The sequence below is a fragment of the Rhizobium sp. S96 genome, assembly GCF_030382195.1.
In the GTDB taxonomy this organism is placed as follows: Bacteria; Pseudomonadota; Alphaproteobacteria; order Rhizobiales; family Rhizobiaceae; genus Rhizobium.
On record NZ_JAUDRY010000006.1, the window covers coordinates 25187 to 48290 of the forward strand.

Consider the following 23104-nt stretch of genomic DNA (forward strand, 5'->3'; position numbering starts at 1 on the left):
ATCCAGGCGGAGACATGAGCGTGTCAACTGAAGCCGTTGCAACGCAACGCGCGACGCGAGGGCCATGGGCCCTCGCATTTGTGAGGCTAAAACGAAACAGGGCCGCCATGGCGTCCCTGTCGATCTTCCTCATTATCGTCCTGGCCTGTCTCAGCGCGCCGCTTTATGCGCGCTGGGCCGGCGTCGATCCTTTCACATCGACCCTCGATGCCGTCATTCAGGTCGGGGGCACCGAGGTCCCGGTCATGGAGCCCTCAACGGAGGGACTTGGACTTGGCTATACGCCGATCGGCCCGACCTGGGAGCTCGGCAACTATTTTCTCGGCGCAGACAGTCAGGGCAGGGACGTCATGGCACGCCTGCTCTATGGCGGGCTCAACTCGCTGCTGATCGCCGGCGCGGCCACCATCTTCACGCTATTCTTCGGCACCGCGGCAGGGCTGACGGCAGGCTATTTCGGCGGCGTCACCGATACGCTGCTCTCTCGTTTTCTCGACGTCCTGTGGGCGTTCCCGATCTATCTGCTGGCGATCTCGCTTTCCATCGTGATGATCGCAAAGGGCATCGCGATCGGACCGATCCAGATCGAATCCGGCAGTCTCTGGCTGCCCGTCATTATCATTGGTATCGTCTACGTGCCGTACGTGGCCCGTCCGATCCGCGGTCAGGTGCTGTCGCTTCGCAACAGTGAATTCGTGCTCGCCGCCATCAATCTCGGCGTGCCGGGCTGGCGCATTCTCCTGCGCGATATTCAACCGAACATCACCACGACGCTGATCGTCTTCGTGCCCCTGATGATGGCACTGAACATGCTGACGGAATCGGCTCTTTCTTTCCTGTCGATCGGCGTACAGCCACCGGCGGCCAGCTGGGGCACGATCATTCAGGACGGGCAGGCGCTGCTCTACACGCGCCCGGTCGTCGCGCTCGCGCCGGGGTTGGCCATTGCCCTCTCCGTGATGGCGCTCAACGTTTTCGGCGATGGTTTGCGCGACGCGCTCGATCCGCGTTCGAAGGTTCAACTGGGGCGCAGCTGATGATTTATGCCATCCTCCGCCGCTTCGGTCAGATGCTGTTCGTGATGTTCGGTATATCCGTCATCGTCTTCCTGATCTTCTTCGCCACGCCGGGCTCTGACCCCGCGGCCCGCATTGCAGGCCGCAATGCGTCTCCCGAAGTGCTTGAGGCGGTCCGTCACAGCTTCGGCTTCGACCGCCCGCTCTATGTGCAATACGCGCTGATGATCAACAAGATCTTCATCACCGGCGATCTCACCTCCTTCGTCAATCGTGGCTGGAAGGTGGTTCCGGCCGTCCTCGACGCGATCCCCGTTACGCTGTCGCTTGTCTTCGGCGCGGCTGTTCTGTGGGTTGTGATGTCCGTGATCATCGGCATTGTCGCAGCGGCGACCCGCGACAGCTGGCTGGATAAATTTCTGATGGCGCTTGGCCTGCTCGGTATCTCGATGCCGGTCTATTGGCTCGGCGAGGTCATGAACCTGTTCACCCAGAGCCGCTATCACGATACCTGGCTGTTCTCCTGGGTACCGCCGCTCGGCTACAAGCCGCTGATGAGCGATCCCAAGGGATGGTTTCTCACCCTCGTCATTCCGTGGATCACGCTCGCCGTCCTCTACATCGGCATCTACGCTCGCGTCCTGCGCGCCGCCATCATCGAGTCGATGCAGGAGGATTTCGTGCGCACGGCGAGGGCGAAGGGCCTGTCGGAAACCCGTATCCTGCTGCGCCACGGTCTGCGGACTTCGCTCATCGCCTTCGTGACGCTCTTCGGCCTCGATTTCGGTGCGCTGGTTGGTGGCTCCGCATTGTTGACCGAGGTGGTCTTCGGCCTGAACGGCATTGGCAAGCTCACCTACGACGCCATGCAGAACCTCGATCTGCCTATGATCATGGCAACGGTCATGTATGCCTCGATGTTCGTAGTCATCGCCAATGCGGTGGTCGATTTTGTCTATATCCTTCTTGATCCGCGAGTGAGGACCTCATGATGCTCTCCGTGCGCGACCTGCGGGTATCGTTCCGCACCGAAGATGGCCTTGTCCGGGCCATCGACGGCATCTCCTTCGATCTCGACCAGGGCGAGATCCTCGGCGTCGTCGGTGAATCCGGCTCCGGCAAGACCGTCTCGCTACTGGCGGTCATGGGCCTGATCACCGATCCCAACGCCATCATCGAAGGCTCTATCCGTTATAAGGGCCGCGAACTCCTAGGTCTGCCGGCGCACGAACTGCGACGCCTGCGCGGCAACGAGATCGCCATGATCTTCCAGGATCCGATGACCGCGCTGACGCCTGTCTATACGATCGGCTGGCAGATCGCCGAACAGATCCTCGCACACCAGAAGATCAGCAGAAAGAAGGCGCTTGAACGGGTCGAGGAGCTATTGGCCGAGGTCAATTTCCCCAATCCGCGCGAGGCAATGTCACGCTATCCGCACCAACTCTCGGGTGGCATGCGCCAGCGGGCCGTCATCGCCATGGCATTGTCCTGCAATCCGGCCCTGCTGGTCGCCGACGAACCGACGACGGCGCTCGACGTGACCGTCCAGGCCGGCATTCTCGATCTCGTTCGCAAGCTGCGCGCCACCCACAACTCGGCGATCGTCTTCATCACCCACGACATGGGCGTCGTCTCCGAACTCGCCGATCGGGTGATGGTGATGTATGCGGGCGGTGTCGTGGAGCGCGGCAGCCGCGCGGAGCTCTTCTCCGATCCGCGTCATCCCTATACCCGCGCTCTGCTGGGCTCGATCCCGCCTCTGACCGGCGCAAAGCCGGCGCGCCTGCCCGCCATCCCGGGGTCGCCGCCATCACTGCTGCGGCTTCCACCAGGCTGCGCCTTCGGCCCGCGCTGTCCCGTGCGCTACGAACTATGCACCAGCCAGAAGCCAGCCCTCGGCACCGGCGGACACGCAGCCGCCTGTCTTCGAGAGGTGCAAGCATGAGCGAAGCGATGACACAGACAGATCAGCCTATTCTCGAAACCCGCTCGCTCGGAAAACGCTTCTCGATTGGCACCCGCTTTTCGGCGGAAGGCAAGCGGACGGTCCACGCCGTCGACAACGTCTCGCTGACAGTCAGACGGGGAGAGACCCTGGGGTTGGTCGGCGAATCCGGCTGCGGCAAGTCCACGCTCGCTCGCTGTCTGGTGCGGCTCTACGACGTCAGCGAAGGCGAACTGATCTTCGAAGGCGAGGATATCACCGCCAAGTCGCTGAACCAGCTGCGGCCACTGCGCCGCCGCCTGCAGATGGTCTTCCAGGATCCGTCCGCCTCCCTTAACCCGCGTCGGCGTGTGGGCGATCTGGTCGCGGAACCGCTGCGCATTCATACCAAGCTTTCCGCCGCCGACATCAACCGGCGTGTCGCCGAGCTTTTCGAAATCGTTGGCCTCCTGCCGGATCATGTCGGGCGTTACCCTCACGAGTTCTCCGGCGGACAGCGCCAGCGCGTCGGCATCGCGAGAGCAATTGCGCTGAACCCCGACCTCGTCGTGCTGGACGAGCCCGTCTCCGCCCTCGACGTGTCGGTGCAGGCACAGATCGTCAACCTGCTCGCCGACCTGCAGGAAAAGCTCAATCTCACCTATGTCTTCATCGCGCATGACCTTTCGGTCGTGCGTCAGGTCTCAACCCGCATCGCCGTCATGTATCTCGGTTCGGTCGTCGAGGAGGGGCCGGCGGAAGAGGTGTTCGCCGCGCCGGCGCACCCCTACAGCCAGGCGCTGATCTCCGCTGTGCCCGTGGTCGAGACGATACCGGGCGGAACGCGCAAGCGCATCCTTTTGACCGGCGATGTCCCAAGCCCACTCAACCCGCCCTCCGGCTGTCGCTTCCACCCGCGCTGTCCAATCGCCCAGGACCGCTGCCGCACGGAGCGCCCCCAGCCTATCTCCTACGCTGGGGACCGAAAGGTGGCTTGTCACTTTCCGACGATCTGAGGGGCAATAAGAAACGCCAAAGGGCTGTGACAGCGGTCACCTTGCCGCTTACTCAATCCCATTGCTTGGCCCGAACAAAAAGAGGCTCGCCAACGGGCGAGCCTTAGAGGTGGTTGCCACCAACAGATGCGGCGCCGCCTCCTAGCATTCAATTCCGGCGGCCACTCAGGCCAACTTTGGGTTGATCCACCTCTTGTGCAAGGCAGCGATGCGACGAGAACTTTCAGCCACTTGGCGTGCGCTTCAGAAAATCCGAATCCCGGCAAGGATACCAAATATGAAAACCCGCCGTGACGGTCGATCACGGCGGGTTGCTGCTGGACCGGCGATGATTGTTAACGTCACGATGCCAGTCCAGCGCCAGTAGCGTAACATAGCATATTCCGATCACTCTGTCGGCAAAAAGGATGCCTCTCTGGCGCGCTGGCGGGTCGCATACGCCGTGGAGAAACCACCGACTTCGGTAAGACCATGAAATGCATGTCACCTGCGCCCGAAACCGTGCCGCAACAACGACAACTCGCCGCCCTTGAGCGCCAACCAAAGACGTATGTTCGACGCCCGCAGATTTGTTCAACGGAAGAAAATTCCCTTCAGGAATGCATACCGGGAGGCCTTGTGTGCCCGAAAATCCTAGCCATTCTGATGCGAAACATTGAGAATATCGGTGCCATTCAGTCGCGAACGGTTGTTGCGCCCGGCGTCCAAATTGGTTCTCTGCATTCACCCTAAAAAACACGCCAAGCGTACAGCTTCGCGGCTCTGTGGGCTTGAGCGGGTCAATCGGCTGAACTAGGTCCTCCCAGGTCGTCGTGATCTCGCGATGGCGATCTGGAGGATAGGTCGATCTTCAAGAACAGCAAAGTGGCAAGCGGATACGCATTCACCCTGCTTGCGGTCGTTATTTTCGCGATACAGGACAGCTTCTCCAAATACCTTGGCGAGCGGTATTCTCCCATCTTTATCACGATGATCCGCTACTGGGTCTTTGCAGCGTTCGTTATCCTGCTGTCTTCCAGACGACCGGGCGGCTTGCGTGCGGTTGCCGCTACGAAACATGCCGCGCTCCAGATCCTGCGTGGCGTCCTTCTGGTCGCCGAGATTGCCGTGTTCGTTTACGGACTGGCCCATACGGGCCTTGCCGTCACCCAGGCGATCTTTCAGGCCTCACCGCTGATCGTCACGGTCCTGTCGATCCCGTTTCTCGGCGAGCATGTCGGCTGGAGACGGTGGCTCGCCGTCGTGGCAGGCTTGTTTGGAGTGCTGCTGATCATCAACCCCGTGGGCCATGAGTTTAACGCCTATCTCCTGCTGCCGTTGAGCTGTGCTTTCATGTTCGCCATTTACAGCGTGGCAACGAGAGCGGTCAGCCGCCAGGACGCGGCATTCACGAGCCTGTTCTACACGGCTGTCGGCGGTGCGGTTGCCATTTCGTTGCTGGGTCCCTTTTACTGGATGCCCATCGCGCGGTCGGATTGGCCGTTCGTCGCCGCGCTGGCGATCTGCGGTGCGGTTAGCCACTATTGCCTGATCCGCGCTTATGACTCGCTGCAAGCGTCGGACGTGCAGCCGTTGACCTATCTCCAGCTCGTGGTGGGTGCGGTCATCGCCGTGCTTGTTTTTGACGAAACCCTCACTTGGAACATGCTGTTGGGCGCCGCAATTGTCGTGGGTGCCGGGCTGTTTACGATGTGGCGCGAGCCGCGAGCGCATTCCAAGAACAACCCGGCGAGCCGCTCGGGCGTCATGCCTTGACCCAAACAAACGCGTGCGCGTTCTGTGTTGATGGTTAGCTGCTTGAGTCTCTAGTTCCTGGCGACATCGCAGAGCCGGACGACGATCGATGCCGGTGCTTTGTCAGGCGCGCCAGGATGTTTCGCGTCCTCTTATGTGGGACCAGATCGACATCGCTCACCAATCTCGCGCCCCCTTGTCGGCGTTCCAATGTGATCTTGCGGCTGTGAAATGCCTCCAATTCAGCTCTGTGCCCAACGCTGACGATGGTGGCTTTCGGCAGTTCGCGTATGAGCATCTCCATGATGTAGTCCTGGCTTTTCTCATCGAGCGCGGAGGTTGCTTCATCGAGGACAATAATATCCGGGTTGTGCAGCAGAAGCCGTGCGAATGCGAGCCGCTGCTTTTCGCCGCCAGACAGGGTTTGGTCCCAGGGCGCCTCTTCGTCGATCTGCTCCTTCAGATGGCCAAGGCCAACTTTCTCGAGCGCGGCTTTGATCTCATCGGGCGCCCAGCTATCGGCGCCGGCGGGATAGGTGACGGCGCGGCGCAGCGTTCCTGACGGAATGTATGGTCGCTGCGGCAGCATGAACAGCCGCCGATCAGCGTGAAAGTTGACGCTGCCATTGCCCCACGGCCAAAGGCCCGCGATCGCCCGGACCAGCGTGCTTTTTCCAGAACCGGATTCTCCCGCCACAAGCACGCGTTCGCCCGGCTGGATTTCGACCTGGGTTTCCTTGACCACGGCCGTGCCATCACCAAGCGAGATCGAGAGATCATTCAGGCTGAGCACGGTATCGCCTTGCGTCTCGCCCCGCTTGATGCGTCCAAGCGAGTCACTCTGTTCGGCGCGCTCCAAGCCGTCGATCGACATCATCAGCGAGGCGACGCGCCTGGCGCAGGCATTCCAGTCGGCCAGGCGTGGGTAGTTGTCGACCAACCACCCAAACGCACTCTGGACGATCGTGAATGCGGACGCTGCCTGCATGACTTGGCCCAACGTCATGCTGCCATCAAGGAATTTCGGCGCGCAAAGCAGAACCGGGACGACAGGTGCGATCAGCATCGAACCATGCGAGACCAATGTGGTTCGCATGTATTGACGCGCGAGCAACGCCCATTGGTGCAGAACATTTCCGAAGGTCTTGTCGAGGTCGTTGCGTTCCTCCTCCTCACCGCCGAGCAGGGCTATGCTTTCGCCGTTTTCTCGCACGCGCGTCAGAGTATAGCGGAACTCGGCTTCGACCTGGTTCTTGACCTCGGAGACCTGGACGAAATGGCGCCCGATGAATGCTATCGAGCTGGACGTTATGATCGCGTAGAGGACAGCCGTCACGACAAGAAAGCCGGGAATAGTAATGACTGCTCCACCGATCGGAAGCTGAAGAGCACCGCCGATCATCCAGAGCACGACGATGAAGGTCGAAGCCGATACGAATGCCGATATCACGCCAGCGACAAAGTCAACCGGGGACTCGGTTGCGATCCGCATGTCCTCGGAGAGGCGAGCCTCGGGGTTCTTGTGATCTCCTCCGATGAGGTTCAGCTGATAGTAACGGCCATTTGCAAGCCAGCGGCCGATGAGCGCGGTCGTCAACCATGAACGCCACCGTCGCTGCATCTTCATGCGGACATACACCTGGATGGTAACGAGCGCGACGCTTCCAAACACCAGCGGCGGAAACAGGGCGCCAAGGAAATATACGTTCGGCGCATTGCGCTGCTCGATGGCATCAAAGATGCCACGATTCCAGATGTTGATCCCGTACTGGAAGCCTACATTTATCCCGATCAGGATGAGCAGCCCTATGGAGAGCGGCCAGGAAAGCCTGTCGCCACTGCGCCCCCAATAGCCGCGTGCGCTGATCCAGAACCGCTTGAGAAGATACGCTTTGCGAGCCTGCTCGATTTCCTCGGGCGTCATGTCTTCGGATTCATCAAAGGGTGGCGGCTTGGCCTCGGCGGGAGGCTGGCTTTCATGGTCCGACTTGTCGTTACAATCCCGGGTATCGTCGAGCGATCCGGACTTCTTCCTCAGGTCCCACATAAGGCGCATAACGCCTTCAAAATCAGAAAGTTTCATCGCGAGAGCAGCGCCACGACGGGCTACCGCAATATCCGCCTAGCACTCCTGGAGGTTCCGAAGCACCGCTTCCCTCATGCAGGTAGGCCCGCAAGCCTCAGCCCATCGCGCAGGCGCTCGACGTCTCTGTCTTCTCTGAGATACGAAACGTCGATCAGCCAAGCCACGTAGTCCGGCGGGCCTGCCGACGAGGCCCCCTGCCAGCGTCTGCTGACGGCATCGAGAAAGACCTTTCCGCACTTTTCGGCCTCCTCGATCCGGCCCAGATGAGCATAGGCAGCGGCTCGCCACGCCATATCTCGCGGTTCCCGTTCCGGCGTGTCGAAGGTTCGCTGTTCAAGCAGAATTGCGGCTTCGCCATATCGCCCTGCCTGAAACAGCAGTCGCGACTTGTAGTAATTGTACCAAGCGGGATGCAGCGGGTTCAGCCGATATGCGACCTCTGCTCCAGCCAAGCCCTGTTCAGGTCGCCCAAGCGCTCCCTGCATCCATGCCCACAGGATCAGGATCGTGGCATCGTTGGGGTTCATGGACTTCGCCAGGCCGAGATGATGCTCCGCTCTTTTGAAGTCGCGCCAAGTCATGCAGATATAGCCCAGCGTGCACTGCACCCTCGGATCGCTCGGGTCGAGCGCAAACGCTCTTTCCGCCGAACGCAATGCCTTGATTCGGTTCTCGTCCTGTTGCCTTGGAATGCCGATGCCGCCATCGGAAGCTCGGTTGAGATAGATATAAGCGAGGCCGGTGTGGGCGCGCGCAAACGTGGGGTCGGTCTTGGCCGCCTGCTCGAACAGTGCCTCTGCCCTTTCCTGCGCTCCGGCGGCAAAATCATCGGAGAGGCGGTTGCCTTGCAGGAAGAGATCGTAGGCGCGCACGTCTTCCGGTCGGCGTCTTCGCGACGTCAGCTCGTTGTTGTCGATGACCCGCTGCGCGACCATCGCGACGATGTTCTGCGCTATCTCTTCCTGGGTGGAAAAGATGTCCTCCAGGGACCGGTCGTATCGGTCTGCCCAAAGATGTGTTCCGCCCGTCGTCTCGATGAGCTGCACACTGATACGGACGCGATTGCCGGCTCGCCTGACGCTTCCCTCGACAACGTAACCCGCATTGAGAATACGGCCAATCTCGCGTGAATCGAGCATCCGACCGCGCAGCGCAAACGACGAGGTTCTTGCGATTACCATCAGTTCGCTAAAACGAGCCAGCTCGGTGATGATATCCTCGGTGATACCGTCGCTGAAATAGCTCTGCTCCGGATCAGCCGACATGTTCTCGAATGGGAGGATTGCGATCGCCGGCCCGGCCAGCTTCGGCGCTTTGGTCGCGACGAAGGATGAGCCGGTGAGAGGCAGATGATAGGCTCTGATCGGCCTTGCGATGTTCTTGAGGTTCTGTTCACCTGCATATTCAAAGCGGGCATCGATTTTCCCGGCCAACTGCTCGTGAGCCGAGCCGGAAATCAGCACATCGCCCGGCGGGCACAGCTGCTCCAGGCGTGCCGCGACGTTCACACCATCGCCCAGGAGATCATCGCCCTCGACAACGACGTCGCCGAGATTGATGCCCACGCGCAGGACGATTCCGCTGACTGCGGCAGGATAATTCCGCTCGCTCGAAAGAGCGGTTTGCATGGCGATCGCACAGGACACGGCCTCCACGACCGATGTGAACTCGGCAATCAAGCCGTCGCCCATCAATTTGACCAGCCGCCCTGAATGTTTCTCAATCAGCGGCCGGAACACCGACGTCTGCAGGTTCATCAGCGTCGAAAGCGTCTTGCCTTCGTCCGCTTCGACGAGGCCCGAGTAACCGACAACGTCGGCGACCAAGATGGCTGCCAGCCTTCGCTGCAACGAGTAGCCCTCCCTTGTCGCAGTGGTCGAAAACCTCTGCTCTCACAAAACAGGTAGGCAACATCACACGTCCGGCCAGTGGCAAAGACCGAGATGATTTGGTGCCATGCCCGACTGCCATGCGGAGTGTCGCACACGGTTAGGCCACGCGATATGCATCGGCGGCATGGCTGGGATCACGTCTTGGCGCTACACAGTCACGCCGTCCCCGCTTATATCAGCGTCATCGAAAGGAACGAAGCGCCAAGGACCGGCAGCTACCTTTCGAAAGCCCAAGGAAAGGGGATTATCATGAACGTAGCACGCACTTTCAACAATTGGCGCAAGTACCGTCAGACGGTCTCCGAGCTCGGCCGCATGAGCACCCGAGAACTTAACGACCTCGGCATTGCCCGCGGTGATATCGAACGGATCGCGAAGGCCGCTGCTCTGTAAGACTGCAGCTATACGCAGACTGCTTTTGAGCGCTCGTCCATTCATGACGGGCGCTTTGTTTTTTCATGCGTCCGGCGGCTAGGCCTCAGCCCTGTAGCAGGCGAGCGTCAAGGTGGTGACAAAAGCCACGCTGACCGCCGCGAGCGAGCCGGGAAATCCCCATTGCGCCACGGCCACGACCGCAAAGAACGCCGCGACCCGAAGAACTCCGGCCAACAGCTGGGCGTCCCGGCGCGTCGCCTCCCAATCCAGCAGACTTCGCGCTGCGACCATCCCCCCGCTCACGGGGTACAAGGTCCAGGAGAGCGTCAGCGCCAGATCACCGTCCCCCGTCCTGAGCCAGGCGAGACACAACGACAGGACAACAGCCAGCAAGACGATGCGAAGAAACCCGAAGATCCATGTCATTTCTGTCTCTCCGTCGCGAGGATCATCTTCTTTGACAGCGTGAACACGAGCGCAAGCCAACCAGCGCCGCAGATAAAGGTGGCAAAAGCCGTCCTGCTATCCTCGAAGATCCAGGCAAGCAGCGTTACCGGAAACAGGGCGGCGCACATGACCATGCTGAGCATCACCCAGACAAAGCCATTCGCCCCCGAAATCCCGTTCTTCAAGGCTTGGCACTCCATGCACGCGGCAAGGAACAGCACGATAAAGACAGCGGCCATATAGCAATAGAGAAACGTCAAGCTGGACCCTCCGAGGTCAAGGTCTCCGACACTGCTTACACCTTGATCCTACTGCCATATCGGTTCGTTTTCGTCCGATCAAGATCTGACGAATTATGGTCCGCGGCGTGCGAGGTGACCGAGCACGTGGCAGATCAGCCGCCCGGCAACCGTAGCCGTCATTCCGTTCACGTCCGCCGCCGGGTTGAGCTCCACGATCGAAAAGCCTGCCAGCGTTCGGCCCCGCATTGCTTCGGCTATCAGTTCGGTGACTTCGTCGAGACGCAGGCCGCCGGGTGACAGCGCGTTGACGCCGGGGCAGATCGACGGGTCCAGTGCATCGAGATCAATGTGGATCAACAACGCGCCCTCCCGTGGAATGGTATCCGCGATGGCCGCCATCCCACTCCGGCGTGTCTGCTGAACGGTGAAAATTCGTGCGCCCCATGACACCGCCGTGTCTACTTCTTCGCGACGCGCGCTACCGACTGCGCGGATCCCAACCTGCGTTATCGAGCGAACAGGCGGAATCTCCGAGGCGCGGCGCATCGTGCTTGAGTACCCCAAAGGCTCGTCCCCGATCCGATCGCGCCAGTCGATGTGGGCATCGATCTGCAGGATGTGCAACGCCGGCAGATCCGATAGCGAGCGAATGAATGGTATCGCTGTCGAATCGTCCCCGCCGATGAGGATCGGCAGAGCCCCCCGCGCTCGAACGCTGCGTGTTGCCTCGCCGATCGCCTCGCGGTTCTTCTGATTGGCATTAAATGCGGTGGGCACGTTTCCGAGATCGACGACGGTCAAGGCACCATCGTTCAGCAGCGGCCCACCGAAATCGAAATCCCAGTGGTCGATGTTGACGGACGCAGCAGTAATCGCACGGCGAACAGCGTCCGGCGCGATCGTCTCTTCGGTTGCCGAGGAGGCGTGAGGATAGGCCGTCCCATGGACTGCGCCAAAGATCGCCACATCGGCGCCCGCTGCATCCGCCGCCGTTGGGATACCCAGGAAAGTGTCAGAAGTTTGCTGGAACCGAAACACTATATCTTCTCCGCCTTCATACACGAGACTTGTCTATTGCGGATAACAGCTGATGCCCAGATAGAGTAGTGCCCAGACCTTGTGAGATCACCGAATAAAGCGATGGCCGAGATCGGCGCGACGCGTTCGAATCGGCAATCGCTTAATTAAACTCTTACTACATAGCGTTAGGAGTGCCGGCACTGATCTCACGGCATCGACTATGGCACATATCTGGCAGACACTTCTCGGCAATCTCGCGACCGTTGCGCTGATGATGACAGCGTGGGCGCTTCTTTCGCCATCCATCCGGCCACGTTTCGGCCTATCGCGCGAAGCTTTCTTCGGCATGGCGATGGGCGGCGGCGCCGTAATTTCGATGGCGATGTCGGCCGAGATAAAACCCGGCATCTATTTCGACCTTCGCGCCGGATTGGTGGTGTCGGCCGCACTCTTCGGCGGGCCGGTAGCAGCCGTTTTCGCCACCGTCATGGCGGTTATATTCAGGCTTTGGATGGCGGGCGCCGGCGCAACAATCGGCGTTGCCGGAATTGTTGCCGCCACAGTCTTATCGCTCCTGATGCGCGAGGCGGCCGGATCAAAAATTCTGTTCCGGCACGTCGCAGTTCTGGCGGTTCTCCAGAGTGGCGCTGCCTACCTCATCGGAAACAGTTCAGTTTCTCCTCTGCGTCATCTCGGCACTGCCGTCGCGGGCGGTGCTGTCGGATTGAACTTCGTCTGCATTCTGGCGTCCGGCTTCATCATCCTGAAGCTCCGTCGCATAACCATGGAGCGTGATCTTCTCAGGGCAGCTTTGGCGCAGTCGCCAGATTTCTACTATTTGAAAGACACCAAGAGCCGGTTCCGCTTTGCCAACGAAGCCGTGGCGCGTTTCAACAAATTCGATGATCCGGCGGCGATGATCGGCCTTTCGGATTTTGACATTGCGGAAACGTCGCGAGCGGCCGCACTCTCCGATGAAGAACGCCATATCATGGCGACCGGAGGTGCCCTGGTGAACCGCGAAGAATGTCTCGCTGGGGAGAACGGCGAACGCTGGTTCCTGACCTCAAAAGTTGCCGTCCACGATAGCGAAGGTGATGTGATCGGGCTTGCCGGGATCACCCGCGATATAACAGAGCGCAAGCGCCTGGAGACTGAAATCGTGCAGAGCCGGGACCTGTTGAAGCAGGTGATGCGCGACATGTCTGATGGGCTGGCACTATTCAGCGAGACGGGCGTTCTGCTCTTCTGCAACGATCGCTATCGTGAATTCTTTCCCGCAACGGCCCATCTGCGCGTTCCCGGCACGCATATCCGCACGATTCTCGAGGGCGTGGTCGCCTCCAAGGAGCAGACCAATCTTCCTCTCGATAAAGCGACCTGGATAGAGGACATCGCACGTGGGCTCTTCACCGACCACGATCAGGACATCCAGACCGACGCGGGACGTTGGCTGCAAATAAGAACGCGCGTGACCTGCAATCGCATGGCCCTTGCAGTCGTCACGGAAACGACCGCACTAAAGCAATCGGAACTCGCGTTCCGCTCTCTCGCAGAGAGACTTCAGCTTCTGGCAGAGACCGACGGCCTCACCGGGCTCGCCAATCGTCGTGCATTGGACCAAACCCTCGCCGCGGAACTTGGCAGGGCAACGGTCGCGAGACCGCTTTCGATCATCATGATCGATGTCGATCGGTTCAAGGCGTACAACGATCACTACGGTCACCTGATGGGCGATGATTGCCTCAAACAGGTGGCCCACTGCCTCATCCAGGCCCGGCAGCGACCGGATCAGGTGATGGCACGTTTCGGCGGCGAGGAATTCATGGTCGTGTTGCCGGACACGGACGCTTCAGCCGCCATGGATTTTGCCGAACACCTCCAATCCGAGGTGATTGGCATGGGGATCAAGCATGCAAAAAGTGAGCACGCGATCGTAACGGCGAGCATGGGTATCACGGTTTGCACCGGCAACCGATCGGCCGACGGCGTTACCCGGTTGCTGCAGGAGGCAGATCTCGCTCTCTATGATGCAAAGAATGCCGGCCGTCATTGCGTCCGTGTTTTCGGAAAAACGGACGACATGCTCCAACGTGCCTTTAGCTGAGTGTGCCCGCGACGGAGTTCTGCGGTGCCGGCTTCGCGAACGGCAAGCATACGACGGCCACGAAGGTGATGATTGCGACGATCATCCACGCTTCGTTCAGCGCTTGCACGGTCGCCGAAGTTTGAACCAGGCCATCAAGGCTCGCCACCGTCTGGGGATCGAAGGGGCCGGTGTGGTCTTCTATCGTTGCCAGAGGCGCCCCGACGAACTCGGCCGTTTTGAGATTGCCGTCTTGCAGGCTTTGCCAGAGCTGTTGGGTCAACGGTTCGGATCGCGTGTAGATGATCGTGTCGATCAGCGCTATGCCGATCGCGCCGCCCAGGTTTCGCATGAGATTGAAGAGGCCACTGGCGTCAGGAACACGTTCAGGCGAGAGATTGCCAAGGGCCAGCCGGGTAGGGGGCAGGAGGCAAAACATGATTGCGATGCCTCTGATAATCTGCGGCCAGAACATCGCGTCATAATCCGACCGGGGATCCTGCCAAGCGCTCATGGCCATTCCGGCAGCGAACAATATAAAGCCGGCCGCCGACAATAGCCGAGGATCCGTTCTTTTTTCGAGGGCAACCGCAATCGGCGCCGTGCACAGTTGCGCGATGCCCGTGACAAGCATCGTCAATCCGATCTCCAGGGCGTTATGCCCCCGCACGAATGCCAGGAAAACCGGCATCATGTAGACCGAGCCGAACAGCCCGATGCCAAGAACAAAACTCAGGGTCGAACCAATGAGAAAGTTCCAATCCTGAAAATTACGAAGGTTTACCAGGGGGCTCGCAATAGAAAGCGTTCTCCTGATGAAAAGCGCCCCCGAAAGGGCGAAAACACCAAACAGGGCAAGGCTGTCGATCGACAGCCATCCGCTGGTCGGCGCGCCCTTCAGTCCAATCTCCAGGCAGATGAGGGACAGAGCCATGGAGACCAGCCCCACTGCATCGATACGGCGTAGTTGCAACAGAGAGACCTGTTCACGGGGAAGCGACCGCGCCGCCACCAATGCGGCAAGAGATCCAGGGACGACGTTGATCAAGAAGAGCCAGTGCCAGGAATAGCTACTCGTCAGCCAGCCACCGACGATCGGCCCGACAGTTGGCGCAAGCACCGCCAGGACACCGGCAATGGTCGTGGCAAGCGCCTGACGCCTTTCGGGGAACAGCAGGAAGACGGCCGAGAAGACAGACGGTATGAGCGTACCGCCTGAGAACCCCTGCAATACCCGCCAACAGAGCAGTTGAGGGAAGCTGGTGCTCGCCGCGCATCCTGCCGAAGCGAGCACAAACATGGATAGCGACGTCACGAATAGCCAACGCATCGTCAAAACGCGCGTCAGGAAGCCCGTTAGCGGGATCGCAACGACTTCGGCGATCAAATAGACCGTCTGGATCCAACTCATCTGATCGGGATCGATATCCAGAGCTGACTGGATTGTCGGCAGTGACGTCGCCACGACCTGCACGTCGAGGATTGCCATGAACATGCCAACGCACATGGCAATGAAGCCTAGCCAGACCCCAGGCTTGTGGCGGTCTGCCGGATACGGATCAAGTTGTGCCTGCACCGGACGATCCTGTCAGCGTTGCTTCCCCTGAGAATGACGATGGCGCAACGGAAAAGCGAAACTGGGTATGAGCGCCAGTGCGGATGGACTGAGCCTCACCTTCCGGGAGCTCTAGTCCGCGCGGGTCCATGTCTGTGTCTTGCAAAGAACATCGGTGGCACAGCCTCGAAGTTTCAAACTGTCACCGAGAACCGTCAGCTTTCCGCTGTAGGTGGTCTTGTTCCTCGGATCCGTGATCCGTCCTGAATAGCTGTCGGCAGCACCGGAAAAGGTGCCGATCTTCTGTCCCGCATACTCGCCAGACTTGGCGAAAATGCAGTAACTCGCGCCGCAACGCTCGACAACGGAGATCTTGCCATCTTCCGTCTTCCAGGTCCCCACCACCGCGTCGGCGCTCATCGCGTCGGTGGCGAGCAGGGTGATAACCAGTGTGACGCCAAACCTCGGTCGCATGTGGAAATGCTCGCATTGACTTCAGGCAGATATGTACTCCTGTCGTCACACAACAAGAGCGGCTTGGCATCATCAAATGGGCCGCTTGCCGACCCAACGCACTTATTCAAAGAAGCGGTTGACCGGCCGGGGTAGTCCAAGGTGCTCGCGCAATGTCTCGCCGTCGTATTCTTTCCGGAACCGGCCGCGTCGCTGCAGCTCAGGTACAAGAAGGTTCACGACGTCATCGAGTCCCTGGGGCAGGTAGGGGAATACGATGTTGAAGCCATCGGAAGCCTCCTCGTCGATCCATCGCTCCATCTCATCGGCGACAGACGCCGGCTTCCCGACAAATGCGAGCCCGGCATATCCGCCGTACCGCTGCGCAAGTTGCCGGACGGTGAGATTCTCCTCCCTTGCCAGTTTCAGCACCTGCGCCTGACCGGACTTACTGGCGTTCGTCTCCGGTATGTCGGGCAGCGGCTTATCAGGATCGAAAGCCGACGCATCGTGGCCAAGAGCAATCGAGAGAGACGCGATCGCGCTGTCGTAGTGGACAAAGCTGTCGAGTCTAGCCCGCTTGGCCTTGGCCTCCTCAATGCTATCTCCCAACACGACAAACGCTGCCGGCAGCATCTTCAGATGGTCGCGACTTCGGCCGAAATCGCTCATGCGTCCCTTGATGTCCGAATAGAGTGCCTTTGCCGCATCGATGTCCCTTGGAGCACAGAAAACGACCTCGGCCGTTTCCGCCGCCAGCTGTCGCCCCGGCTCCGACTGACCGGCCTGCACGATCACCGGCCAGCCTTGCACGGGTCGAGCGATGTTCAATGGGCCGCGAACACTTAGCTCCTCTCCCTTGTGATCGAGCACATGCATTTTCTCCGGGTCGACGAAGATGCCGCTTTCCTGGTCGTGGATGAAAGCATCGTCGGCAAAGCTGTCCCACAGGCCCGTCACCACATCATAGAACTCACGCGCCCGCTTGTAGCGTTCGCCATGTTCGACATGCTCGTCGAAGCCGAAGTTCAGGGCGGCATCCGGATTTGCCGTAGTGACGATGTTCCAGGCAGCCCTGCCGTTGCTGATGTGGTCGAGCGACGCAAAGCGGCGTGCAACGTGGTATGGGGCATCGAACGTTGTCGACGCGGTGGCTGCCAAACCTATCCTTTCCGTGACAGCGGCGAGCGCGGACAGAAGCGTAAAGGGTTCAAAGGACGTTACCGTCTGGCTTCGCTTGAGGGCCTCGATCGGCATGTTCAAGACGGCGAGGTGATCGGCCATGAAGAAAGCGTCGAACTTCGCAGCTTCCAATTTCTGGATGAACGATTTGAGATGCGAGAAATTGAAGTTGGCGTCCGGAAAGGAGCGGGGATAGCGCCACGCGCCGGTATGGAGACTCACGGGACGCATGAATGCTCCAAGATGCATTTGACGCTGCTTTGTCATGTTCGAGCTTTCCCGCTGTTTGATACACGCTTTCTGTCAGTTAGGAACTCGCCGCATCCCGATCAACGGCCACCCGCTTCGTTCTTCTTCCTTCAACTGCGCGCTGGCGACACCTTGCGGACAGACCAATAGCTGACGTAAACCCTAGATCCGCTCAAGAGTGATGCCGGGCGCGATGCTGCCTGCAGGAGAATGACAGATATGACCGACGACGTGCCGTCCGACATCTATGCAATCGCCGACATTCACGGACGCGCCGATCTCCTACAAGCCATGCTGGATCATATCGCAGCCGCCTCGAGCGAGCGCCGATCGCCGCCGACCGTGATCTTTCTGGGCGATCTGATCGATCGCGGACCACGTAGTCCGCAGGTACTCGACCTGGTGGCGTCGACCCTCAATCTCTATCCGGGTTCGCAACTGGTGCTGGGCAACCACGACTTCTATCTGCGCGCCCTGCTTCGCGAGGAGCTCACATACGAAGATGCCGTCAACTGGATGGATTGGGGCGGGGTCGCAACGGTAAGTGCCTATTCCGATCGACCGGTTCCCGACTTCAAGGGCATCGCCGCAGATATCCGCAACGCCTTCCCACACCATTCCGCCTTGCTGGATAACGCTCTGACGTACAAGGAGATCGGAAGCTTCTGCTTCGTTCACGCGGGGATCCGCCCAGGGCTTCCGCTCACGGCACAGACCGACTACGACCTGCGATGGATCCGGGCAGGCTTTCTGGACCATGCGGATGCGTTCGACCATGTTGTCGTCCATGGCCATACGATCACAAGCTCCTTGCGTCCTGAAATTTACGACAACCGCATCGCGGTCGATACGGCTGCTTACCGAACCGGCCGCCTCAGCGCCGCCGTGATCCGGCAAGACAAGCTCTCCCATTTCGTCTGCACGCAATTGGTCGAGACGGGTGATATCACTGTCGAGACTTGGTTACCCTGACGGATCAAGGATGCAGATTATCGGCTAGGAAAAGCCCAAGGGATTTCCCCTCCGCCGATAGGCTTGCCCTGCCTTTGACCAAGGCCATTTCCGATGCGGGCTGATCGTCAAAGCCCTCTGCTGCGCCAAGTTCTTGATGTTCGGGAAGAACTGCATCTGACGGGAGGAGACTGATGCCGAGACCGGAGGCGACCGCCGCCTGCACTCCCATCAGGCCCTGGCTGGTATAAGCGATCCTCCAGCGGCGCCCGCTTTGCTCGATCGCCTGTATGGCGCGATCTCGATAGATGCAGCCCACGGGAAAGACCGCTAACGGAACGGGATCCGCGTCGACAGCCCGCGCGGCGCTCGCTACCCAGACAAGCTTCTCGGCCCAGCTCGCAAGACATGCGCCGTCCCCCGGCTCCCGCTTTATCAAGGCTAGGTCGATCTCGCCTGCATCAAGCAGTCGGCGCAGCTCGGTGCTCCAACCGCTCACCGTGTCGAGCCGTATGTGGGGAGATGCCGCGGAAAATCCCGACAGCAGATCGATGAGCCGCCGCCCGGCAAAGTCCTCGGGCACGCCGAGGCGGACCGTCCTTGGCGCCGAAGGCCTGCGCATCACCTCTGCCGCCTCCGCCGCCGTCGCGAGTATCCTGCGCGTATAGCTGAGCAGCAGTTCGCCGGCCTCCGTCGTTTCGACGGTCCCCGCTGATTTGTCCCGACGTAACAGCGCAGTGCCTAGATTGGCCTCCAGCTTCTTTATCTGCTGGCTCACCGTTGATTGGGTCAGGTGAACCCGCTCTGCCGCCTTCGTAAACCCGCCGCAATCGACAACTGTCGCGAAGGTTTTCAGCAGATCGAGATCAAAGCCAAAGCTCATTTGATTTTCCAATGTCCAGCATATGGAGATTTAATTTCTCAATATCTTGTATTCCTGTCAACCTCGGCATGCTCAAGGAGACAAAGCCGATGACACTTGCCGGACCTAAGCCGACGTGGCTGACTTTTGATTGCTATGGAACCCTGATCCAATGGGACGAAGGGCTGCTTGCCGCGATGGGACAAATACTGTCCGCAAAGGGCGGCGACATCGATCAGCGCAGCTTCATTGCGGTCTACGACCGTCACGAACATGCGCTGGAGGAAGTGCGTCCCCATCGCACCTTCGCGCAGGTCAGCGCTCTAGCCCTGGAGCGGGCGATGGTCGATTTCGGACTGCCCTTCGATCCAGCGGATGCCGAAATCCTGACATCGTCGATCGGCAACATGCCGCCCTTTCCAGAGGTGGTCGCAACGCTCGAAGCCCTGAAGGTCGCCGGTTTCCGCCTGGCGATCATTTCGAATACCGATGATGCCATCATCGCCGGAAATGTCGCCCAGCTTGGTGGATATGTCGATCGTGTCATCACCGCGGAACAAGCGGGGGCGTACAAGCCGTCTTCCCAGATTTTCCATCACGCCTGGAAAAGCCTTGGCATCGGGATCAACGATCTAGTGCATATCTGTGCCAGCCCGCATCTCGACCTTGCGGCGGCGCGTGAACTTCGATTTCGTACGATCTGGGTTGATCGCGGCACGGGCCGACAACCGCTACCGGACTATCGCCCGAATGAGATTGTCGCGGCGCTCGACAAGGTACCCGCGGTGCTCGCGGCGACAGAATGGAAGTAGTGTCTCGAAGGAGAGAGCATGGCCCACGAACTCAATATTTCGAAAGCGCAGCATAGTGTTCGGCGCAGTATTTCATTGGATACCGATGAGATATGGCAGGCGAGGATTGATCTCGCCGCCTGCCTTCGAACAGCGGCGCGCCATGGACTTGAAGAGGGCATCTGCAACCACTTTTCGGCTGTCGTCCCCGGCCATCCGGATCTGTTTATCGTCAACCGTCTGGGTTGGGCCTTTCAGGAAGCAACCGCCTCATCACTGCTGATCTGCGACTTCGAAGGCAACGTCGTTGCAGGCGAAGGCGTACCGGAAGCGACGGCATTCTTCATTCATGCACGCCTGCATAAGATGGCCCCGCGGGTGGGAGCCGCTTTTCATACTCATATGCCCAACGCCACCGCGCTTAGCATGGTAGAAGGCGAACCGCTGGTCTGGGCAGGGCAGACGGCGCTCAAATTCTACGGCCGCGTAGCCGTCGATGAAAACTATAATGGTCTCGCACTGGATGAAACCGAGGGCGACCGGATCGCCTCGGTTCTCGGTGACAAGGACATATTGTTCATGAGGAACCACGGCGTAATGGTGTGCGCGCCGAATATCGCCGAGGCCTGGGATGATCTCTACTATCTGGAGCGAGCTGCCGAGGTACAGTTGAAGGCGATGGGCTCCGGTCGCAAGCTCCTCCCCGTCTTGCCAGAAGTCGCCGCCCAGGCGGCCAAGCAGATGAGGGAAGGGGACCCGGAAAGTGCCCGGATGCATCTGGAAAGCATCCGGCGCATCCTCGACCGGCAGGAGCCGGAGTATCGCGACTGATCGCTGCTTTCGCTCAGTGGCCACAACTACGGGGACACTGAGCCGCCGCCTCATCCGTTCGCGAGCAGAAAGGCAGGCGATCGGTTCGCGCTACCGCACGCGAAAACACCGTCTGGCCTATTCGGCCTGAGACAGGGCCTTGCGAAACCCTTTGGTCTGCGCCAGAAACGGCCAGAACTGATCGAGGCAAGCGCGTGCGCCATATCTACATCATCGGCATTGGAACCGGAAATCCCGAGCATGTCACCATTCAGGCGATCAATGCCATGAATGCGGCGACCGCTATTTTCATCCCGACCAAGGGAGCGAGCAAGGAAGGCCTTGCTGCGGTGCGTCGTGATATCTGCCAGCGCTACGTCACGAACCCGAAGACATCCCTGATCGAGTTCGCGGTCCCCACCCGGGCGATGCAAGATCGCACATATGTGGAAAGTGTCGACGAGTGGCACGCCAAGCTCGCGACAACCTATGTACACCTGATCGACGACCTGCCGGACGATGGGATCGGTGCCTTTCTGGTCTGGGGCGATCCAAGTCTCTATGACAGCACCATCCGTATTATCGAGAGGGCAAAGCAGATCGGAAGGGCAGCCTTCGATTATAGCGTCATCCCCGGGATCACGAGCGTCCAGGCACTCGCGGCCAGCCATCGCATCCCGATTAATCTCGTCGGCAAGCCTCTGGAAGTGACCACGGGTCGCCGGCTCGCCGAACATGGCAACCGAGCAGAGACCACGATCGTCATGCTGGACGGCGAACAGGCATTTGCGAAGATCGACGACCCCGATGCCGAAATCTTCTGGGGCGCTTACCTCGGAACCGAAGACGAAATCGTCCGCTCGGGACGATTGGGTGACGTAGCGGACGATATAGTAAGGACACGCGCGGAGGCTCGCGCTCGCCACGGCTGGATCATGGACATCTATCTGCTCCGCAAGGGCCACGACTTCGACGACCTTTGACAAGCATCATTTTGCCCAACAGCCCCCAATCCTATAAAGACATGAATGAAGGAATTGGGACAATGACGCGCGCCGAGCAGATCGCACCTGAGAATACGAGAGCCCCTCTACCGGCAACGCAACGTGGCGCCTGTCCGACCCTGATGGAACCGATGCGAACAGGCGATGGATTGCTCGCCCGATTGCGCCCCGAACACGGTATCTTCACGATTGGCCAATTCAAGCAATTGGCACAAGCGGCGCAGCGCCACGGAAACGGCATCATAGAGATCACCGCGCGCGGGAGCGTGCAGGTCCGCGGACTGACGCCGGATACGGCGCCGATACTGGCCTCGGAGATCGGGGCAGCGGGGATCGTCGTTCCCCCGGCACCGGTGATCGAGTTACCTCCGCTGCACGGCATCTTTCCCGACGAAATCGCCGACGCGGCCGTGATGGAGCGGGAGCTTCGCCGCGACCTCGCATTGCTCTTCGGATCGCCCTTGCTCGCACCGAAGCTTTCGATCGTCATCGATGACGGTGGTCGCCGGGGGCTTGCCGCGGTCAGCGCCGACATTCGCCTCTGTGCCGTCTCGTCAGACGTTTGGCACGTCGCAATCGACGGGGATGCGCAGTCCGCCCGTACTGTCGCGACAGGAAGCAGCGCCGAGGCAATTCGCACCGTTGGCGCGGTTCTGGAACTCCTGCTTTCCATGGGGCGGCACAAGCGGGCCCGGGATATCACGGCTGAACACTTGTCCGCGGCACACTTGCCTGCGACCCCCATCGCGCCCGGGAGCTTGCCTGGGGGGGAGACTGCGACGCCGGGCGTTCACGCGATTTCCGCGCATGCCGCCGTTGTCGGGCTCAGACCTCGGTTTGGGCAATTGCTTGCATCGGACGTCATTGACTTCCTTGGCCTCGCAGAACGCGCCGGCGCACAGGAGGTCAGGCCTGCGCCAGGCCGCTGCTTTTTCGTGACCGGGCTGACCCACACAGCCGCGATCACTCTCAAGAACGCAGCCATTGCCTACAATATGTTCGCAGATCACGAGGATCCTTATGGCTCCATCGCGGTTTGTGCCGGAGCGGGGGCGTGCGCATCCGCTTTTTATCCCACCAAGACGCTGGCCGAGACGATTGCCACTGCTGCTCCCGAGTTGCTGGACGGCTCGCTGGATATTCACCTTTCAGGTTGCATCAAGGGCTGCGCCCATCCACGGCCAGCCGCATTGACGCTGGCCGGTACAGCCGACGGCTACCATCTCATCGTCGATGGCGCCGCTTCGAGCCTGCCAGACGCACAGATCGCTAGCGGCGATATCGATTCCGCTATACAGAGGCTCGCCCGCCTCATCAAAACCGAGAGACACGCTGGCGAATCGGCTGGTGCCTGCCTTAGACGGCTGGGCAAAGGAACCGCCACGCCTGCACTGCGACAGGAATAG

The 23104-nt window shown here is 60.0% G+C and carries 21 protein-coding genes; 12 read left to right on the plus strand and 9 right to left on the minus strand.

Going from position 1 to position 23104, the window contains the following annotated elements; translation table 11 throughout:
* Nucleotides 1–14 precede the first annotated feature (14 nt).
* From QTL94_RS07830 to QTL94_RS07850, 5 genes are all read left to right on the plus strand, one after another.
* The gene (locus QTL94_RS07830) at nt 15–1037 is read left to right on the plus strand and encodes an ABC transporter permease (RefSeq protein ID WP_289801145.1); all 1023 of its coding nucleotides are present in this window, start codon (nt 15–17) and stop codon (nt 1035–1037) included.
* Nucleotides 1037–2008, plus strand: coding sequence for an ABC transporter permease (locus QTL94_RS07835; RefSeq protein WP_113522666.1), 972 nt, complete (start codon nt 1037–1039; stop codon nt 2006–2008). The genes QTL94_RS07830 and QTL94_RS07835 overlap by 1 nt, the downstream gene beginning before the upstream one ends.
* Nucleotides 2005–2964: an ABC transporter ATP-binding protein gene (locus QTL94_RS07840; RefSeq protein WP_289801146.1), complete on the plus strand. Its 960-nt coding sequence runs from the start codon at nt 2005–2007 to the stop codon at nt 2962–2964. The genes QTL94_RS07835 and QTL94_RS07840 overlap by 4 nt, the downstream gene beginning before the upstream one ends.
* A gap of 8 nt (nt 2965–2972) precedes the next feature.
* Nucleotides 2973–3959: an ABC transporter ATP-binding protein gene (locus QTL94_RS07845; protein ID WP_289801147.1), complete on the plus strand. Its 987-nt coding sequence runs from the start codon at nt 2973–2975 to the stop codon at nt 3957–3959.
* Nucleotides 3960–4823: 864 nt separating this feature from the next.
* Nucleotides 4824–5714 carry a DMT family transporter gene (locus tag QTL94_RS07850; RefSeq protein WP_141683996.1) on the plus strand — a complete coding sequence of 297 codons (891 nt, stop codon included), beginning with the start codon at nt 4824–4826 and terminating at the stop codon, nt 5712–5714.
* 34 nt (nt 5715–5748) lie between these two features.
* Here the strand turns inward: QTL94_RS07850 and QTL94_RS07855 are convergent, their stop codons facing one another.
* Nucleotides 5749–7749 (minus strand): ABC transporter ATP-binding protein/permease, encoded by a 2001-nt coding sequence (locus tag QTL94_RS07855; RefSeq protein ID WP_502944107.1) that lies wholly within the window; start codon nt 7747–7749, stop codon nt 5749–5751.
* Nucleotides 7750–7850: 101 nt separating this feature from the next.
* Nucleotides 7851–9629, minus strand: coding sequence for an adenylate/guanylate cyclase domain-containing protein (locus tag QTL94_RS07860; protein ID WP_289801148.1), 1779 nt, complete (start codon nt 9627–9629; stop codon nt 7851–7853).
* Between the two features lie 291 nt (nt 9630–9920).
* On the opposite strand from QTL94_RS07860, the gene QTL94_RS07865 reads away from it, so the two are divergent.
* Nucleotides 9921–10064, plus strand: coding sequence for a DUF1127 domain-containing protein (locus QTL94_RS07865; protein ID WP_065692840.1), 144 nt, complete (start codon nt 9921–9923; stop codon nt 10062–10064).
* A 78-nt stretch (nt 10065–10142) separates the two neighbouring features.
* On the opposite strand, the gene QTL94_RS07870 is transcribed toward QTL94_RS07865, so the two are convergent.
* From QTL94_RS07870 to QTL94_RS07880, 3 genes are all read right to left on the minus strand, one after another.
* Entirely contained in the window at nt 10143–10472 is a 330-nt protein-coding gene (locus tag QTL94_RS07870; RefSeq protein WP_065692839.1) for a hypothetical protein, read from the minus strand.
* Complete coding sequence (locus QTL94_RS07875; RefSeq protein WP_141683995.1) at nt 10469–10753, minus strand: hypothetical protein; 285 nt, start codon at nt 10751–10753, stop codon at nt 10469–10471. The genes QTL94_RS07870 and QTL94_RS07875 overlap by 4 nt, the downstream gene beginning before the upstream one ends.
* 93 nt (nt 10754–10846) lie before the next feature.
* Nucleotides 10847–11773, minus strand: coding sequence for an arginase family protein (locus tag QTL94_RS07880; RefSeq protein ID WP_289801149.1), 927 nt, complete (start codon nt 11771–11773; stop codon nt 10847–10849).
* A 202-nt stretch (nt 11774–11975) separates the two neighbouring features.
* Between QTL94_RS07880 and QTL94_RS07885 the strand changes: the two genes are divergently transcribed.
* Nucleotides 11976–13862 (plus strand): diguanylate cyclase, encoded by a 1887-nt coding sequence (locus QTL94_RS07885; protein ID WP_289801150.1) that lies wholly within the window; start codon nt 11976–11978, stop codon nt 13860–13862.
* Here QTL94_RS07885 and QTL94_RS07890 read toward each other — a convergent pair.
* The 3 genes from QTL94_RS07890 to QTL94_RS07900 form a co-directional block, all read right to left on the minus strand.
* The gene (locus QTL94_RS07890) at nt 13855–15417 is read right to left on the minus strand and encodes a DHA2 family efflux MFS transporter permease subunit (RefSeq protein ID WP_289801151.1); all 1563 of its coding nucleotides are present in this window, start codon (nt 15415–15417) and stop codon (nt 13855–13857) included. The two genes, QTL94_RS07885 and QTL94_RS07890, sit on opposite strands and share 8 nt — an antisense overlap.
* Before the next feature lie 111 nt (nt 15418–15528).
* On the minus strand, nt 15529–15870 hold the full coding sequence (locus QTL94_RS07895) for a DUF2147 domain-containing protein (RefSeq protein WP_065692834.1): 342 nt from the start codon (nt 15868–15870) through the stop codon (nt 15529–15531).
* Nucleotides 15871–15972: 102 nt separating this feature from the next.
* Nucleotides 15973–17298, minus strand: a complete 1326-nt coding sequence (locus QTL94_RS07900) for an LLM class flavin-dependent oxidoreductase (RefSeq protein ID WP_289801152.1) — start codon at nt 17296–17298, stop codon at nt 15973–15975.
* Nucleotides 17299–17499: 201 nt separating this feature from the next.
* On the opposite strand from QTL94_RS07900, the gene QTL94_RS07905 reads away from it, so the two are divergent.
* Nucleotides 17500–18252, plus strand: a complete 753-nt coding sequence (locus tag QTL94_RS07905; protein WP_065692832.1) for a metallophosphoesterase — start codon at nt 17500–17502, stop codon at nt 18250–18252.
* A 4-nt stretch (nt 18253–18256) separates the two neighbouring features.
* On the opposite strand, the gene QTL94_RS07910 is transcribed toward QTL94_RS07905, so the two are convergent.
* Complete coding sequence (locus QTL94_RS07910; RefSeq protein ID WP_289801153.1) at nt 18257–19114, minus strand: LysR family transcriptional regulator; 858 nt, start codon at nt 19112–19114, stop codon at nt 18257–18259.
* A gap of 89 nt (nt 19115–19203) precedes the next feature.
* Between QTL94_RS07910 and QTL94_RS07915 the strand changes: the two genes are divergently transcribed.
* The 4 genes from QTL94_RS07915 (at nt 19204) to cobG (ending at nt 23104) form a co-directional block, all read left to right on the plus strand.
* Nucleotides 19204–19905, plus strand: a complete 702-nt coding sequence (locus QTL94_RS07915) for a haloacid dehalogenase type II (RefSeq protein ID WP_289801154.1) — start codon at nt 19204–19206, stop codon at nt 19903–19905.
* An 18-nt stretch (nt 19906–19923) separates the two neighbouring features.
* On the plus strand, nt 19924–20715 hold the full coding sequence (locus QTL94_RS07920; RefSeq protein ID WP_289801155.1) for an aldolase: 792 nt from the start codon (nt 19924–19926) through the stop codon (nt 20713–20715).
* A gap of 194 nt (nt 20716–20909) precedes the next feature.
* A complete protein-coding gene (gene cobF / locus QTL94_RS07925) occupies nt 20910–21677 on the plus strand; it encodes a precorrin-6A synthase (deacetylating) (RefSeq protein ID WP_065692829.1) in 768 nt (255 codons plus the stop codon).
* A 62-nt stretch (nt 21678–21739) separates the two neighbouring features.
* The gene (gene cobG, locus QTL94_RS07930; protein ID WP_289801156.1) at nt 21740–23104 is read left to right on the plus strand and encodes a precorrin-3B synthase; all 1365 of its coding nucleotides are present in this window, start codon (nt 21740–21742) and stop codon (nt 23102–23104) included.